Origin of the sequence: Hyphomonas neptunium ATCC 15444 (assembly GCF_000013025.1) — a bacterium.
GTDB lineage: Bacteria > Pseudomonadota > Alphaproteobacteria > Caulobacterales > Hyphomonadaceae > Hyphomonas > Hyphomonas neptunia.
On sequence record NC_008358.1, the window covers coordinates 2,110,159 to 2,124,510 of the forward strand.

A 14,352-nucleotide genomic window follows, 5' to 3' on the forward strand; every position below is an offset into this window, starting at 1 on the left:
GACAGTTATGTGACAATCTTCTGTATTTCCTGACGCAGGGGCCCTCTATTGCGTGGGCGCGTCAAAGACGCCATGTGTTCGCCATGACCAACCCTCAGGATTCAAAGGCCATCTGGCACGGAACGACGGTGCTCGCCGTGCGCAAGAATGGCAAACTCGTGATGCTCAGCGACGGCCAGGTGTCGATGGGTCAGACCATAATGAAGGGCAATGCGCGCAAGGTGCGCCGGATTGCGGGCGGGCAGATTCTCGCCGGATTCGCCGGGGCGACGGCCGATGCATTTACCCTGTTCGAGCGGCTGGAGGCGAAGCTGGAACGCTTCCCCGACCAGTTGCAGCGGGCGGCGGTGGAACTGGCCAAGGACTGGCGGACAGAGAAATACCTCCAGAAACTGGAAGCTTTGCTGATCGTGGCTGACAAGCACAGCACGCTGGTGATCACCGGCGCGGGCGATGTGCTGGAGCCCGAACATCATGTTGTGTCGATCGGGTCTGGCGGGAACTATGCCCTCGCCGCGGCGCGCGGCCTCTATGATTATGAGGAGGACGCCGAAACGATCGGACGCAAGGCGATGCAGATTGCTGCCGACATCTGCGTCTACACCAACGGCCATTTCAGCGTGGAAACCCTGGAAATCTGAGGCCGGCGCCGGAGCGGATAACGCTCCAAGGGCGGCGCCCATAAGCTCCATTCAGAGCGGCCATCATAAGGCCCCCACCAGATACAAGATGAGATCGATTAGATGAAACACCTGACGCCCCGCGAAATCGTTGCCGAGCTGGACCGCCACATTGTTGGCCAGAACGCCGCCAAGCGCGCGGTGGCCATTGCCCTGCGCAACCGGTGGCGGCGCAAGCAGGCCCCGGAAAATCTGCGGGGCGAGATTACGCCGAAGAACATCCTGATGATCGGGCCGACGGGCGTGGGTAAGACGGAAGTGTCCCGACGCCTCGCGCGACTGGCCAATGCGCCCTTCCTGAAGGTGGAAGCGACAAAGTTTACTGAAGTTGGCTATGTCGGCCGGGATGTTGAGCAGATCGTGCGCGATCTGGTTGAGGCAGCCGTCGGCATGATCCGCGAGCAGAAGCGCGCGGGCGTCGACAAGGCTGCACGGGACAAGGCGGAGGAGCGGCTGCTGGACGCGCTGGTGGGCGCCGAGGCGCAAAGCTCGACCCGTGAAGTGTTCCGCCGCAAGCTGCGCGCGGGCGAGCTGGACGACAAGGAAGTCGATCTCGACTTTGCCGACACGAACAACCCGATGCAGATGCTAGACCTGCCCGGCCAGGGTGGCTCAATGAGCATGATCAATCTGGGCGACATGCTGGGCAAGGCGATGGGCGGGCGCACCCGTCGGGTGCGAACGACAGTGCGCGAAGCCGCCAAGCCGCTAGTGACCGAGGAAGCCGACAAGCTGGTGGATGAGGAACAGATCGTCCGTGAAGCGATCATGGCCGTGGAAGAAGATGGCATCGTCTTCCTCGACGAGATCGACAAGATTGCCGCGCGCAAGGACCGGGGCGGCGCGGACGTAAGCCGCGAGGGCGTGCAGCGCGACCTGCTGCCGCTGATTGAAGGCACGACCGTTTCGACCAAGCGCGGCGCGGTGAAGACCGACCATATTCTGTTCATTGCGTCTGGCGCGTTCCACGTTGCCAAGCCATCAGACCTGCTGCCCGAGCTTCAGGGCCGCCTGCCGATCCGCGTGGAGCTGGAGCCGCTGACGCGGGACGATCTGCGCCGCATTCTGGTCGAGCCGCAGGCCAGCCTGATCCGTCAGTATGAGGCACTTATGGCGGCGGAGAATGTCACGCTGACCTTCGAGGACGGTGCCATCGACCGGATCGCGGATATGGCCGAGGCGGTAAACAAGTCCATCGAGAATATCGGCGCGCGGCGTTTGCAGACCATTCTGGAGCGGCTGCTGGATGACATCAGCTTTGACGCCCCCGACAAGGGCGGCGAGACCTTCACGATCACGGCAAGTTATGTGGACGAGAAAGTTGGTAGCCTGGCCGGGAATGCGGATCTGTCGAAGTTTATTCTGTAGCCTGGCGGGCTCAGCTCTCGATTGCCGCCCGCCGGATCGGCAGGTTTTTCTTGCCCCATTCCTTCATGATGGTGAGGGCTGGGCGGAGTTCCTCGCCCTTCGCGGTCAGCACATAATCATAGCGTTTCGGCGCTGTGGAATAGGCGTTGCGTTCCAGGATGCCGACTTCGACAAGGCGCTTTAGACGGTCCGCAAGAATGTGCCGAGTCATGCCGCCCGACTGGGCGAACTCTTCGAATTTGGTTTTGCCAAGGTAGCAGTCCCGCAGGATCAGCAATGTCCAACGGTCCCCGACGACGGAAAGGGTCCGGGCAACCGGGCACCAGTTATCGTTCAGCTCTGACCATTTCATTCCGCAAGTGTACCGCACCTTACGGAAAGTTCCAGAAAGAAACGCGAGCCGGGCGGGCGTATTTGGCGCCTTAAGCGCGAATTCCTGCCGTTTCGGCCAATTCCTTATAAGAAACAACCGGGCGGGGCCCGATATGCGAGATCACTTCAGCCGCTGCGATGTGGCCGAGGCGGGCGCAGGTGGCCAGCGGCAGCCCGCGCGCCACGCCGAACAGGAAGCCTGCCGCATACTGGTCACCGGCGCCGGTGGTATCAACAACTGATGCAACCGGCTCGGCCGGTACGGTGATGGGCGCGCCATCGCCGATGACGACGGAGCCCTTGGCGCTGCGGGTGACAGCGGCAATGGCGCAGTCGGCGTGAAGCGCGGCCAGCGCCGCGTCGAAATCTTCCGTTTCGTAAAGTGAGAGAAGCTCAGCTTCGTTAGCGAAGACGATGTCGGCAAAGCCCTTCACCAGATTGCGGAAGCTGGCGCGGTGACGATCCACACAGAAGCTGTCGGAGAGGGTGACTGCGACCTTGCGGCCCGCTGCCTTGGCGATTTCGGCGGCATGGACGAACGCTTCCTTGGCTTCGTCGCGGTCGAACAGATAGCCTTCCAGGTAAAGGATCTGGCCGCTGCGCACGAGGTCTGCGTCCACATCTTCCTTCGAGAAGAGGACGGAGGCGCCCAGGAAGGTGTTCATGGAGCGGTGGCCGTCTTCGGTGACGAAGATGATGGAGCGGGCGGTCGCCGGACCTTCTTCCAGCGGGCGCGTGTGGAAGGGTACGCCAGCCTTCATCATTTCGCGCATGAACTGGTGGCCCAGCTCATCATTGGAAATCTTGCCGATATAGGCCGCCTTTGCGCCAAAGCTGGAGAGGCCCGCAATCGTATTGGCGCCGGAGCCGCCGGAGGTGATGACAGCATCTTTCGCCAGCGCGGTGAGTTCTTCGGCGCGCGGCTCCTCGATCAGCTGCATGGCATCCTTGTGGATACCGAGGCGGGCGAGGAACGCGTCATCAGCGCGGGCAAGAACATCAACGATGGCATTGCCGAGGCCGACGACGTCAAATTTTGCTGCTGTCACGGGGAGCGGCTCCTTGGAAACTCGTGAAAACTCAGGTGGACCGCGCCTTGCCAGACGGGGCGCGTGGACACAAGGCCTGCGGGCCGCTAGAGCGCAGCGCAGGTCGGGATCGCCCCCGGCACAAGCACAAAGAGCCCTGCCCGCCCCATGAAAAAGATCGCTTATCTGGCCAGCCGCGTCACCATTCCCGGTTCAATCATTCGCCGCACGGATTCCTTCGAGCATGACTACACGATGGATGCCCTGCGCCCCGCCTTTGCCGCGCGCGGCATGGAGATGGTGGATGTCTGCTGGGATGATGACACGGTGGACTGGGCGAGCTTCGAGGCGGCCATCATCGGCACGACCTGGGACTATTGGGACAGGTTGGAGGAGTTCCTGGCTGCGCTTGCCGCGATCGAGGCAAAGACGCGGCTGTTCAATCCGGCGGCGCTGGTGCGCTGGAACTGCCGCAAGACGTATCTGCGGGACCTGGAAGCGCGCGGGGCGAAACTGATCCCGACGTTGTGGCTGGACCAGTGCGGCGAGGCAGAGGTCAACGCCGCGTTTGATACGCTGGGCGCGGATACGGTCGTGTTCAAGCGCCAGGTGGGCGCGGGCGCCAAGGATCAGCACAAGCTGAGCCGGGGCGACGCCATCCCCGAGATGAAACACAAGATGATGGCGCAGCCTTTCCTGCCAATGATCCAGAAGGAGGGTGAGCTCTCATTCATCTTCATTGATGGGGAATTCTGCCATGCGCTGGTGAAGCGCGCTCAGCCAGGCGACTACCGCATCCAGTCCAGCTATGGCGGGCGGGAGGGAGTGCTTCATCCGTCGGCGGAAGACCTGGCGGCGGCGCGCGCCATTCTGGGCGCGCTGGACGAGGCGCCGCTTTATGGCCGCGTGGACATGCTGCGCGGCGAGGATGGCGAGCTTCTGCTGATGGAACTCGAAGTGATCGAGCCGTACCTCTATCCCAAGGAAGGCCCGGAGCTGGGCGAGCGGATGGCAGCGGCGATCGCTCGGCGGATCAGCGCGGTTTAGTCTGTGGAGCGGCACGTTATGCCGGTGAGCGGAAACAGCTCACCGCTGGCGCGCTCCTGAACATAGCAATCCCCGTCCATCAGGACGATGTCGAAGATGGTGGGTACAGCCGGGCTGTTGCCCTCCATCGGGCCGGGCCGGGGCGGCAGAACGGAGATCACCGAATCCCTCGTCAGGTCGCCGGGCCCAAGTTGTATCTCGGCGCGGTCAACGGCCGCTGCCAAAACGCCGGTCACCGCCGCAACGGTTTCGGGGGACGGATCGGTCAGTATGGCGGGTTGGGGCGCCGTCTGGCAGGCTGCAAGGCCAGCCAATGCCGAAACACTCAGGATACGGTATTTCATGACGGAGAGGTCCTTATCTGCCGGGCGGCATGGTCATGTCGCGATTTATCTCAAGCGTGGACGGTGGCGGCAGGCGCAAGGGCGCGCCGGCGCCGAACGATTGGTTTTCATTTGCGCTGGCGACTGCCCGCGTGGCCTGGGACGGCACAGCCGGACAGGCAAGTGATCCGCGATAGCTGAGCGCTGCCGCCAGCAGGCTTTCACTCTCGTCGCCCAGTTCATGGCTGAGGTCATCCCCGACCTGGCAACCTGGAAGGCGAACGCCGAAGGACGCGGATGAATTGTTCGGAATGAAACCATCGGCATAATCGCCAAAGCCGGCATTGTTCACGCCCTGGAACTGGATCGTGTAATAGGTCTCGCCGCAATTGTCGGTGGGGTAGAAGCCAAAGGGTTTGCCGCAGGTGGTGTCGCCGATGAGGATGACCTCGACGCCGGCGCCGCGCAGGCCGTTGACCACCGCTTCGCTGGCGCTGCAGGTGCCGGATGTGGAGAGCACGAAGACGCGCGGCAGGTTCAGCGCTGGCAGCGGTGTGCCGTCGGCGAGCGTGAACCCGACGCCAGTGGAATAGAACGGGATGGGATTGTTGACCTCGCCGGTCACCGGGTTGCGGTTGCCGGCAGCGGCGTTGAAGCGGAGGCGTTCGAACACGCGGTTCTGGGTGCGCGCATTGCCGGCGATCATATAGCTGAGCTGGGAGGCGACGGCGAGCAGCCCGCCGCCATTGTACCGCAGGTCGAGGACGAGATCGCTGACGCCGGCCGTCTGCATTTGCAGCATGGCGTTATAGATTTCCTGTTCGCTGGCGAAGGGGCTGAATGTGTTGAACAGGATGTAGCCGACATCGCCCGATGGCGTGTTGATGATCCGGGTACGGTTTACAGGTTTGGGCGCCAGGTTGACGGAAGTGAGGGACACGGTGCGGTTAGCACCATCTGCGTCCTCGACCGTGAAGCTGTTGGTGAGGCCCGGCGTGGCGGGAAACAGGGCGGCGTTGAGCTGGTTGATCTCTGTCTGTGACGCCGTGTTGACAAGGTCGATGCCGTTGATCTGGAGAATACGCGAGCCGCGCTCCAAATTGGACTGGCCGCCGGTCTGCGCCGAAGCGGGTGAGCCCGGTTCGGTGTAGCGGATGCGGAAGTCGCGCGGGGGCGTTGTGGAGAAGGCGATGTAACTTGCGCCATAGGTGGCCGTGGGCGCGGCATTGCGCGCGGCGAGATATTCCTCCGTAGGCTCACTGAAATGAAAGTCGTCCTTCTCCTTACCAGACGCGGTGGTGGCAAAGGTGCGCAGGACATCGAAATAATCGAGCCGGTCTGAAAAGCCTGCCGGGTTCCGGTCCGTCACTTCGGTGTTCCAGAGATAGGTTTCGTTCGTCCATGAGCGCAGCCAGAAGAGTTCTTCCAGAAGCGTGCCCTGAACATCCGGGTAGGTGTTGCCTTCGATATCCTGGCCAACGCGGCGGACTTCGCAGCGGTTCTTGAAGGTACTGGCGGGGTCAAACACACCCTGGGTCCAACTCGGGCCCGCTGGCGGAGGGGGCGGCGGCGGTGGGGGTGGAGGCGGAGAAATGGCGGTGCCGCCGCTTCCGCCCCCACCGCCGCCGCCCCCACACGCCGCCAGCCAGACAGGCGCGGTGAATGTCAGCAGCGCAAGCGCAATAACTTTGGCAGCCCCTGCCCCGAACAGCTTGCTGCGCATGGTTCCAGTCCTTTTCACATCACACCTCAAAAAGGTTTGCCGAGGCAGCCCGCAAGGTCAATTCACTTTGCGGCGCCAGCGGATTTGCGGGGTTTTTTCGGCCCTAACGCGGCCTGGGCCGCCGGGTCGGGCGTTTTCGGCTTGAAATCACAGAGATCCTTGATCGCACAGTGCCAGCATTCGGGGGTACGCGCCTTGCACACATACCGCCCGTGCAGGATCAGCCAGTGATGGGCGCCCTTCTTGAATTCCGGCGGGGTAATGCGCTCGAGGCCCGTCTCGACATGGTCGGGCGTCTTGCCGGGCGCGAGCCCGGTTCTGTTGGAAACACGGAAGATGTGAGTGTCGACGGCGATCGTGGGCTCACCGAAGGCTTCGTTCATGACGACATTTGCGGTCTTGCGGCCCACGCCCGGCAGGGTGGTGAGTTCATCCCGCGTGCGCGGCACCTCGCCGCCGTATTCCTCGATGATCCTGCGGCTGAGCGCGATGACGTTCTTTGCCTTGTTGCGCCAGAGGCCGATGGTCCGGATGTGGCTGGCCACCCCTTCCTCACCAAGGGTGAGCATTTTTTCGGGAGTGTCGGCGACAGCGAACAGCTTCCGCGTGGCTTTATTCACACCGACATCGGTGGCCTGCGCGGACAGGGCGACGGCGACGAGCAGGGTGAAGGGGTTTACGAACTCCAACTCGGTCGCTGGATCGGGGCGGTCTGCGGCAAGCGCGGCAAAGAGCTCCGCCGCCCTCGCGCGGGTGAACTTTGAGCGCGGGACGGCTTTGGCGGGCTTGCGGGCAGGTTTGGAAGCATCAGGCATAGGCTGAGGCATAGAGCGCCCTTCCCGCAGCGCAAGGGCGTGCTATTTCTTCCGTTCATGACACCCCCGCATGAAACCGTCTACATGGACGCCGTGCTGACCCCCAACCGGTCGCTCAGCCGGAAAGGCTTTCTGATCGCGATGACGGCGATTGCCGTTACCTTCTTCATGACGGGGCTGATGTTCCTGTCGATGGGGGCGCTACCGGTTCTGGGCTTCATGGGGCTGGATGTTCTGGCGATCTGGCTGGCATTTCGCATTTCCTTCCGGCAGCAGCAGGAAGAGACGCGGGTAACCGTGACCGCGCGCGCCATCTGCCTGCATCACAAGGACGCCAAGGGCCGGGAGAAACGCGCCGAACTTCCCTCCGCCTTTGCCCGCGTCGAGCTGGAAGAGCCCGCTGGCCCGGCGAGCTGGCTGCGAATCGAGCATGGCAAAACCGCCTGGATCATCGGCCGGTTCCTGACGCCGCCAGAGCGGAGTGACTTTGCCAAAGCCCTGCGGCAGGCCCTTCTGGCGGCCAGAGCAGAGCGTTATCCTGCCTGAAACTCAAAAAAATGACGCAAGCGTCATGGTTTTTTGAAAAAGCCTGTGTTAAAACTTTCCCCAGCGACGCGATACGCCCCGCCAAGAGGGTGGGATTCCTGGAGGATTGAACATGGCCGCCGATACCGTTTCTTTCGTCAATCACCCGGCGCTTGAGCGCCCCAAGGTGACGGAGCGCGAGCCGCTCCACCCGCACAATCTGCGCTTTGGCGCGAACATTCCGCCCGCCGCCGACATCGACCTTTCGACGCTCGACCTGATCGATGGCGAACTGTGGCGCCAGGGCAAATACTGGGACCGGTTCGAGCGTCTGCGTAACGAAGACCCGCTGCATTATTGCCCGGACAGCTTCCCCGGACCATTCTGGTCTGTCACCCGGTATGAAGACGTTATGGCGATCGACACCGATCACAAACGCTTCTCCTCCAGCTGGGAATATGGCGGCATCACGCTGGGCGAGCCGATCAGCGATTTCGAAATGCCGATGTTCATCGCCATGGACGAGCCGCGCCATTCGGAGCAGCGCAAGACTGTGCAGCCTGCCGTGGCGCCAGACATGCTGAAAGTTTACGAGCCCCTGATCCGCTCGCGCACGCAGGGCCTGCTCGACAGCCTTCCGGTGAATGAGCCGTTCGACTGGGTGGACAAAGTTTCGGTCGAGCTGACCACGATGATGCTGGCCACGCTGTTTGATTATCCGTTCGAAAACCGCCGCGACCTGACCCATTGGTCAGACGTTGCCACCGGCATGCACAATCCCGACATCTGCCCCGGCGGTGAGGAAGAGTGGAAGGCCACCATGATGAAATGCCTCATGACGTTCATGGGCATCTATCAGGAGCGCCAGCAACAGCCGCAAAAGCCAGACCTGATGAGCCTTCTGGCCCATGGCGAGAAGACCAAGAACATGACGCCGATGGAACTGCTCGGCAACGTCATCCTGCTGATCGTGGGCGGCAACGACACGACGCGCAACTCGATGACCGCCTCGGTCTTTGCGCTCAACAAGTTCCCCAAAGAGTATGAGAAGCTGAAAGCTGATCCTTCCATCATCCCCAACATGGTTTCGGAGACGATCCGCTGGCAGACGCCGCTCGCCTACATGCGCCGCACCGCGCTGGAAGATGTCGAGATGCACGGCAAGACGATCAAAAAGGGCGACCAGGTTGCCATGTGGTATGTCTCCGCCAACCGCGATGAGCGGTTCTGGGACAAGCCCAACGACTTTATCGCGGACCGCCCCGAGGCGCGCCGCCATATCTCCTTCGGCTTCGGCATCCACCGCTGCGTCGGCAACCGTCTTGCCGAACTGCAACTGCGCATTCTCTGGGAAGAGATCATGGAACGCTTCGAGCATATCGAAGTTCTGGCCGAACCTTCCCTGAACCAGAACGCTTTCGTGAAGGGCTACAACTGGATGCCGGTCGTGCTTCACCCGAAGTAAGGCTTGGCGGTAGCTGCCTCTCCTGATTAGACCTCCTGTCAGATCTGACAGGAGGTTTTTTTTCATGGACGTTTCCAAAGCCGTTGAGCAGCGGATTTCGACGCGGGGCTTTCTTCCCGACGCGCTTCCGCTTGAAGAGGTCAAAGCCTGGCTGACAACCGGCCAGCGCGCGCCTTCGGGCGGCAACACGCAGCCATGGCGCGTGATCGTTGTGACCGGCGAAGAGAAGAACAAGGTGATCGAGATTGCGCAGGCGAAACTTGCCGCCAATCCGGGTGGCGAGCCAACCGACCGGCCGATCTATCCCAAGGGCCTCTGGGAACCGCATGAAGCCCGCCGCCGCCGCGTGGGCGAAATGCTGTATGAAGCCCTCGAAATTCCGCGTGAAGACAAGGCCGGGCGCCTACGCTGGTTCTCCAACAATTTTCGCTTCTTTGGCGCGCCGGTGGCGGTGTTCCTCGTGATCGACGAGCGGATGGGCCATGGCCAGTGGGGCCATGCGGGCATGTATCTGCAGACGCTTGCTCTACTCGCTGAAGAACGCGGCTGGGGCACCTGTTTCCAGGAATGCTGGGGCATCCTGCGGCCGACGCTGAAGGAGCATTTCGGGCTTGGCCCGACGGAGATGATCTGGTGCGGGGTCGCCGTGGGCAAGCCCGACCCGAATGAGAAGGCCAATACGCTGTATGCCGAGCGCGCCTCTGTCGACGAAATCGCCGAGTTCCGCGGTTTCTAGACACCGGCCCGCCTGAATACCGCCACAAGGGCGCGGTTTGATCTCTATCATGATCACGCGCCGCGCCCTTCTGGCCACGGGCCTTGCCCTGCCCCTGCTGCCTTCAGCGGGCTTTGCAGATACAGCGCCAGACTGGACGGGAAAACTGCTACGCGCGGCGCGGGCACAAATCGGTGTGACCACGGGGTATGACCCGGCATATGTGACGCTCGATTATCCCGGCGGCGACATTCCCCGCCAAACCGGTGTGTGTACGGATGTGATCATCCGCGCCTATCGCGACGCCTTTGACATGGACCTTCAGGAACTTGTCCACATGGACATGAAGGCGAATTTCCCAAGCTATCCCCGAACCTGGGGCCTGACGCGCGCCGACCGGAACATCGACCATCGCCGGGTGCCTAACCTGGAGCGCTACTTTGAACGGCAGGGCCTGAAGCGCGAGGCACCAGGACGGCGCGAGGACTGGCAGGCGGGCGATCTGGTGACCATGCGCCTTGGTGGGCGCCTGCCTCATATTGCGATCTTCTCAGGGCATGATCTGCTTACGGAGCGTGCGCTTTACATCCATAATATCGGCGGGGGCACGCGGGAGGAAGAAATCCGCACCGATTATGATAGCCCCATGCGGTTTCGCTTTCCGCCACCGGAGGCGTGAGGGGCGCCGCTAGAGATCGAACACCCAGTGCTTGAGCGTGAGGCGCAGCGGCCGGGTTGTCCGCACCGCAATGGCACCCGTGAAGCCGGGCATGGGGTCGAACGCCAGAAGCCGCCAGGCCTGCGTGTCTTCGTTCGCCCAGTCGGCTGCGATGAGCCGAGGGGCGGCGGCCTGCGACACATCAAGGGTGAAGCTGCGCCCGGACACTGTAAGCCCGGTTCCGAGCGCCTTGAGCACGGCTTCCTTGGCGGCCCAGAACTGGAAGAATTTTTCCGCTTGGCGGGTTTCGGGCTCGGCCTCAAGCGCAGCAATTTCCGGCGGCGAAAACACCATGCCGGCCACGCCCTCTGGCAAGGCTTTGATCTGCTCTACATCCACCCCGACAACAGCGTCACAAACCGCAAAGGCCGCAAGCGCATTGCTGTGACTTAAGTTGAACGAGTACGGACAATCCGGTGATGTCAGGTATGGCCGCCCATGCTTTCCCAAAGCAAATACCGGCGCGTTAGGCCGCACGTTGAGCACAGTTCCGAGAATTCCGCGCATCCCTGCCCGCGCAGCAATCCAGCGGCGCTGCAATTCTGACGTAGCGAAAGCGGCGGCGCGCTGGCGTTCGTCCGGGGAAAGCCAGCCTGACAGCGCCGCAGCGGTGGGTGCGTCAATGTCGAGATCCCACACCCAGACGCTGACGGGGAGTTCATCGGCGGGGATCACGGGGCTCTCTTGCTGCACGGGGCGGGCCTATTCGTCGTCGCGCCAGCTATCCATCGGTTGCTGCGGCACGCGGGTTTCCTTACGCAGGCGCATGACAGCGGCCTTTATGTCGGCCCCGTCAAATTCGTCCGTCTCTTCTTTTGTGCGTTCTGGCGCGCGGGTGTAGGCGAAGACGCTGACAGCGCCGTCATCCTCGAATTCGTCTTCCTCGATGGCTTCCGGCTCAGCGGCAGAAACCTGCTCCGCCTGCGGCGCTTCTGCGACGGCCTCGTCTTCAACTCCATCCTCGTCGGACACAAAGTCAGTCACGAAGGATTCAGTATCGGCCAGTTCGCCGAGATCATTGATCAGCACATCATCTTCGGTGAGCGCTTCTTCATCCGGCATCTGGAAACCCGACGGGATCACGTCAGAGAGCAGACCTTCGGCTTCAAGGTCCGCCTTGCCCGGAAGGGTGTCGAGGCTTTCGAGGCCAAAATGCTCAAGGAACTTGTCAGTCGTGCCGTAGCAGATCGGTAGGCCGGGCGTTTTGCGGCGGCCGCGTGTGCGCACCCAGCCGGTTTCCAGCAGTGTATCAATCACCGTCTTGGCGACAGCAACGCCGCGTACCGCTTCGATTTCGGCGCGTGTAACGGGCTGGCCATAGGCGATGATCGAGAGCGTCTCCATCGCGGCCTGGCCGAGCTTCTTCTGGACCTGACGTTCCTCGACAAACAGCCAGGAAAGGTCCTGCGCTGTCTGGAAGCGCCACTTGCCGGCGACCTCGACGAGGTTCACGCCGCGCTTGGCATAAAGACTGCGCAGCGCCATGAGCACTTCGCCCGCCTCAATGCCTTGGGGCAGCACCTGTGCCACCTGCTCGGCCGAAAGTGGCTGGCCCGCAGCAAACAGCACGGCTTCAGCCCGGCGAACGCCCTCCGCCACGAGCTCCTCGCGCGTGCCTTCAAAGGCAGGTGTCGTCAGTCCCGGAAACTCCGCCTGCGGATCGTGAGCGTTCTGCTCTTGTGCGGTGTCATCGTTCATCTGGTACATCTCAAGCGACTGCATCGGCCATCTCCGACGGGCGGACGGCGATGCGGCGCATATAGATCGGCGCGAAATGCGTGTCCTGGCGCAGGTCTACTTCGCCGTCGCGCGTCAGCTCCAACGCGGCGGAAAAGACGCTGGCGGTCACCGAGCGTTCGGGCACTTCGGGATTGATGTCGGTCATCGCCGTGCGAATGTCAGCCAGGCTTGCCCATTGGTCGAGCTGTTCGCGCAGGCCACGCAGGGTGGTGCGCGCCTGTTCCAGCGGCAGGACGAGCTGCTGCTCGATCCGGTGGGGGCGCTCTTTCTCGCGGCGGTCGCGGATGGTGCCCAGCGCCGTGGAGAGGTCGTAGAGCGAGGCGGTGTATTCCATATGCTTGACGACTTTGGGCTGTTCGGTCTCGCCGCGCAGGAAGACCACACGGTCGAGCACCGGGCCCGCTTCGAGCTCGCGCACGGCCTGGCGCATGGCATCAAGGCGCTTCAGGCGGAAAGCGAGCCGCGCGGCCATTTCCTCGCCGGTGGGTTCGTCTTCTTCAATGGCTTCGGGCTTGGGCAGCAGCAGGCGCGACTTCATGAAGGCGAGCCAGGAGGCCATCAGCAGATAGTCTGCCGCGATGTCGATCCGCTTGGTGCGGGCGTCTTCGACGAAGGAGAGATACTGCTCGGCCAGACGCAGCATGGAAATCTGCAGCAGGTTTACCTTCTGGCGGCGGGCAAGTTCCAGCAACAGGTGGAGCGGGCCTTCATAGCCGCCGATCTCGACATTGAAGATGTTGACGCCTTCGGCGTCTTCCGCCCCGGCGGAGAGGGCATCAATGGAGATCGTGTCGCTGCTCATGCCATGGCTCCCGGCGGAGGGATCAGTTCGTGAAACCGCGCCCAGGCGGGGGCGGGCTCGAAAGGCTGGACTTTCTTGGCGATGGCGTCAGCCGCCGCCGCGCGGGATGCAGCCTTGCCGGAGAGATGGGGAGCGGCCTGGGCTACTTCTGTCATCTCGGCAAGGATGGCGCCTGCGTCCTTCAGAAAGCCCGAGCAATGCAGCAACACATCGCAGCCCGCCACGATGGAGGCGTCCGCGCGTTCTGTCAGGCTGCCACCCAATGCCTTCATCCCCAGATCATCTGTCATCAGAAGACCATCAAAGCCGATTCGGTCGCGGATGATCTGTTGAATCATGACCTTGGAGACCGTGGCGGCCCGGCCGGGATCGTAGGCTTCGTAGGCAATATGCGCCGTCATCGCCATCGGCGCGTCAGCCACGCGGGCGAAGGCGTCAAAATCCTTGGCGAGTTCATTTTGCCCGGCGGTGACGCGGGGAAGCTCAAGATGGCTGTCAGCAACTGACCGGCCATGACCAGGTATGTGTTTGATGACGCCGGCGACGCCGCCTGCTGTGAGGCCCTCAAGGGCCGCGCGGGCGAGATCTGCGGCCTGTTCAGGCTCCGTGCCGAAGGCCCGGTCGCCGATCACGTCATGGGCGCCGGGCACAGGCAGGTCGACGACCGGCGAACAGTCTGCATGGATCGAGAGGGCCGCCAGCTCCGAGGCAATCAGGCGATGGCCCAACCAGGTGGCTTCCCGGCCGAGTGCCTTGTCCCGCTCATAGAGAGCTGCATAGTCGGCGCCGCGGGGAAACAGCGGCCATTCGGGCGCCTTTAGGCGCGCCACACGGCCGCCCTCCTGATCGATGAAGATCAGCGTTTCCCGGCCTGTGGCATTCCAGATGTCTGCTATTAGCTTGCGCACCTGCATACGCGAGACACAGGAGCGCCCCATCAGGATCACGCCCCACGGATCTTCAGCCGCAAAAAGCGCAGCTTCGCCTGGGGTCAGTTCCGGCCCCGATACGCTGAGAATACAGGCTTTCAC

At 62.5% G+C, this 14,352-nt stretch carries 16 protein-coding genes; 7 read left to right on the forward strand and 9 right to left on the reverse strand.

What is annotated here, in order from left to right; all coding sequences use genetic code 11:
• Positions 1 to 83 precede the first annotated feature (83 nt).
• Together hslV and hslU are read left to right on the forward strand one after the other, a co-directional pair.
• The gene (hslV, locus tag HNE_RS10060) at positions 84 to 641 is read left to right on the forward strand and encodes an ATP-dependent protease subunit HslV (RefSeq protein ID WP_011647030.1); all 558 of its coding nucleotides are present in this window, start codon (positions 84 to 86) and stop codon (positions 639 to 641) included.
• A gap of 102 nt (positions 642 to 743) precedes the next feature.
• Entirely contained in the window at positions 744 to 2,048 is a 1,305-nt protein-coding gene (gene hslU / locus HNE_RS10065) for an ATP-dependent protease ATPase subunit HslU (protein WP_011647031.1), read from the forward strand.
• Between the two features lie 10 nt (positions 2,049 to 2,058).
• On the opposite strand, the gene HNE_RS10070 is transcribed toward hslU, so the two are convergent.
• On the reverse strand, positions 2,059 to 2,400 hold the full coding sequence (locus HNE_RS10070; protein ID WP_035592779.1) for a winged helix-turn-helix transcriptional regulator: 342 nt from the start codon (positions 2,398 to 2,400) through the stop codon (positions 2,059 to 2,061).
• 70 nt (positions 2,401 to 2,470) lie between these two features.
• Complete coding sequence (locus HNE_RS10075; protein ID WP_011647033.1) at positions 2,471 to 3,469, reverse strand: adenosine kinase; 999 nt, start codon at positions 3,467 to 3,469, stop codon at positions 2,471 to 2,473.
• A 147-nt stretch (positions 3,470 to 3,616) separates the two neighbouring features.
• Between HNE_RS10075 and HNE_RS10080 the strand changes: the two genes are divergently transcribed.
• Entirely contained in the window at positions 3,617 to 4,495 is an 879-nt protein-coding gene (locus HNE_RS10080) for an ATP-grasp domain-containing protein (RefSeq protein WP_011647034.1), read from the forward strand.
• On the opposite strand, the gene HNE_RS10085 is transcribed toward HNE_RS10080, so the two are convergent.
• The 3 genes from HNE_RS10085 to nth form a co-directional block, all read right to left on the reverse strand.
• A complete protein-coding gene (locus tag HNE_RS10085) occupies positions 4,492 to 4,839 on the reverse strand; it encodes a hypothetical protein (protein ID WP_011647035.1) in 348 nt (115 codons plus the stop codon). The two genes, HNE_RS10080 and HNE_RS10085, sit on opposite strands and share 4 nt — an antisense overlap.
• Positions 4,840 to 4,852: 13 nt before the next feature.
• Positions 4,853 to 6,541: a S41 family peptidase gene (locus HNE_RS10090; protein WP_011647036.1), complete on the reverse strand. Its 1,689-nt coding sequence runs from the start codon at positions 6,539 to 6,541 to the stop codon at positions 4,853 to 4,855.
• A 62-nt stretch (positions 6,542 to 6,603) separates the two neighbouring features.
• Complete coding sequence (gene nth, locus HNE_RS10095; protein ID WP_011647037.1) at positions 6,604 to 7,368, reverse strand: endonuclease III; 765 nt, start codon at positions 7,366 to 7,368, stop codon at positions 6,604 to 6,606.
• A 45-nt stretch (positions 7,369 to 7,413) separates the two neighbouring features.
• On the opposite strand from nth, the gene HNE_RS10100 reads away from it, so the two are divergent.
• The 4 genes from HNE_RS10100 (at position 7,414) to HNE_RS10115 (ending at position 10,740) form a co-directional block, all read left to right on the forward strand.
• Complete coding sequence (locus HNE_RS10100; protein WP_011647038.1) at positions 7,414 to 7,902, forward strand: DUF2244 domain-containing protein; 489 nt, start codon at positions 7,414 to 7,416, stop codon at positions 7,900 to 7,902.
• Positions 7,903 to 8,014: 112 nt separating this feature from the next.
• Positions 8,015 to 9,346, forward strand: a complete 1,332-nt coding sequence (locus HNE_RS10105; RefSeq protein WP_083759068.1) for a cytochrome P450 — start codon at positions 8,015 to 8,017, stop codon at positions 9,344 to 9,346.
• A 64-nt stretch (positions 9,347 to 9,410) separates the two neighbouring features.
• Complete coding sequence (locus HNE_RS10110; protein WP_011647040.1) at positions 9,411 to 10,082, forward strand: nitroreductase; 672 nt, start codon at positions 9,411 to 9,413, stop codon at positions 10,080 to 10,082.
• Between the two features lie 49 nt (positions 10,083 to 10,131).
• Complete coding sequence (locus HNE_RS10115; protein ID WP_011647041.1) at positions 10,132 to 10,740, forward strand: DUF1287 domain-containing protein; 609 nt, start codon at positions 10,132 to 10,134, stop codon at positions 10,738 to 10,740.
• Positions 10,741 to 10,749: 9 nt separating this feature from the next.
• Here HNE_RS10115 and HNE_RS10120 read toward each other — a convergent pair whose 3' ends face one another.
• From HNE_RS10120 to nagZ, 4 genes are read right to left on the reverse strand one after another with little or no spacing between them, the layout of a single operon-like run.
• Positions 10,750 to 11,454 carry a 4'-phosphopantetheinyl transferase family protein gene (locus HNE_RS10120; protein WP_011647042.1) on the reverse strand — a complete coding sequence of 235 codons (705 nt, stop codon included), beginning with the start codon at positions 11,452 to 11,454 and terminating at the stop codon, positions 10,750 to 10,752.
• 27 nt (positions 11,455 to 11,481) lie between these two features.
• A complete protein-coding gene (gene scpB, locus HNE_RS10125; protein ID WP_011647043.1) occupies positions 11,482 to 12,501 on the reverse strand; it encodes an SMC-Scp complex subunit ScpB in 1,020 nt (339 codons plus the stop codon).
• On the reverse strand, positions 12,488 to 13,321 hold the full coding sequence (locus tag HNE_RS10130) for a segregation and condensation protein A (RefSeq protein WP_011647044.1): 834 nt from the start codon (positions 13,319 to 13,321) through the stop codon (positions 12,488 to 12,490). The genes scpB and HNE_RS10130 overlap by 14 nt, the downstream gene beginning before the upstream one ends.
• Positions 13,318 to 14,352 (reverse strand): beta-N-acetylhexosaminidase, encoded by a 1,035-nt coding sequence (nagZ, locus tag HNE_RS10135; RefSeq protein ID WP_011647045.1) that lies wholly within the window; start codon positions 14,350 to 14,352, stop codon positions 13,318 to 13,320. Before nagZ ends, HNE_RS10130 begins: the two co-directional genes overlap by 4 nt.

What these genes read in the sequence shown, in the direction of transcription:
- hslV (WP_011647030.1), top strand. Translation starts at nt 84, where the DNA reads ATGACCAACCCTCAGGATTCAAAGGCCATCTGGCACGGAACGACGGTG.
- hslU (WP_011647031.1), top strand. Translation starts at nt 744, where the DNA reads ATGAAACACCTGACGCCCCGCGAAATCGTTGCCGAGCTGGACCGCCAC.
- HNE_RS10070 (WP_035592779.1), bottom strand. Translation starts at nt 2,400, where the DNA reads ATGAAATGGTCAGAGCTGAACGATAACTGGTGCCCGGTTGCCCGGACC.
- HNE_RS10080 (WP_011647034.1), top strand. Translation starts at nt 3,617, where the DNA reads ATGAAAAAGATCGCTTATCTGGCCAGCCGCGTCACCATTCCCGGTTCA.
- HNE_RS10085 (WP_011647035.1), bottom strand. Translation starts at nt 4,839, where the DNA reads ATGAAATACCGTATCCTGAGTGTTTCGGCATTGGCTGGCCTTGCAGCC.
- HNE_RS10090 (WP_011647036.1), bottom strand. Translation starts at nt 6,541, where the DNA reads ATGCGCAGCAAGCTGTTCGGGGCAGGGGCTGCCAAAGTTATTGCGCTT.
- nth (WP_011647037.1), bottom strand. Translation starts at nt 7,368, where the DNA reads ATGCCTCAGCCTATGCCTGATGCTTCCAAACCTGCCCGCAAGCCCGCC.
- HNE_RS10100 (WP_011647038.1), top strand. Translation starts at nt 7,414, where the DNA reads ATGACACCCCCGCATGAAACCGTCTACATGGACGCCGTGCTGACCCCC.
- HNE_RS10105 (WP_083759068.1), top strand. Translation starts at nt 8,015, where the DNA reads ATGGCCGCCGATACCGTTTCTTTCGTCAATCACCCGGCGCTTGAGCGC.
- HNE_RS10110 (WP_011647040.1), top strand. Translation starts at nt 9,411, where the DNA reads ATGGACGTTTCCAAAGCCGTTGAGCAGCGGATTTCGACGCGGGGCTTT.
- HNE_RS10115 (WP_011647041.1), top strand. Translation starts at nt 10,132, where the DNA reads ATGATCACGCGCCGCGCCCTTCTGGCCACGGGCCTTGCCCTGCCCCTG.
- scpB (WP_011647043.1), bottom strand. Translation starts at nt 12,501, where the DNA reads ATGCAGTCGCTTGAGATGTACCAGATGAACGATGACACCGCACAAGAG.
- HNE_RS10130 (WP_011647044.1), bottom strand. Translation starts at nt 13,321, where the DNA reads ATGAGCAGCGACACGATCTCCATTGATGCCCTCTCCGCCGGGGCGGAA.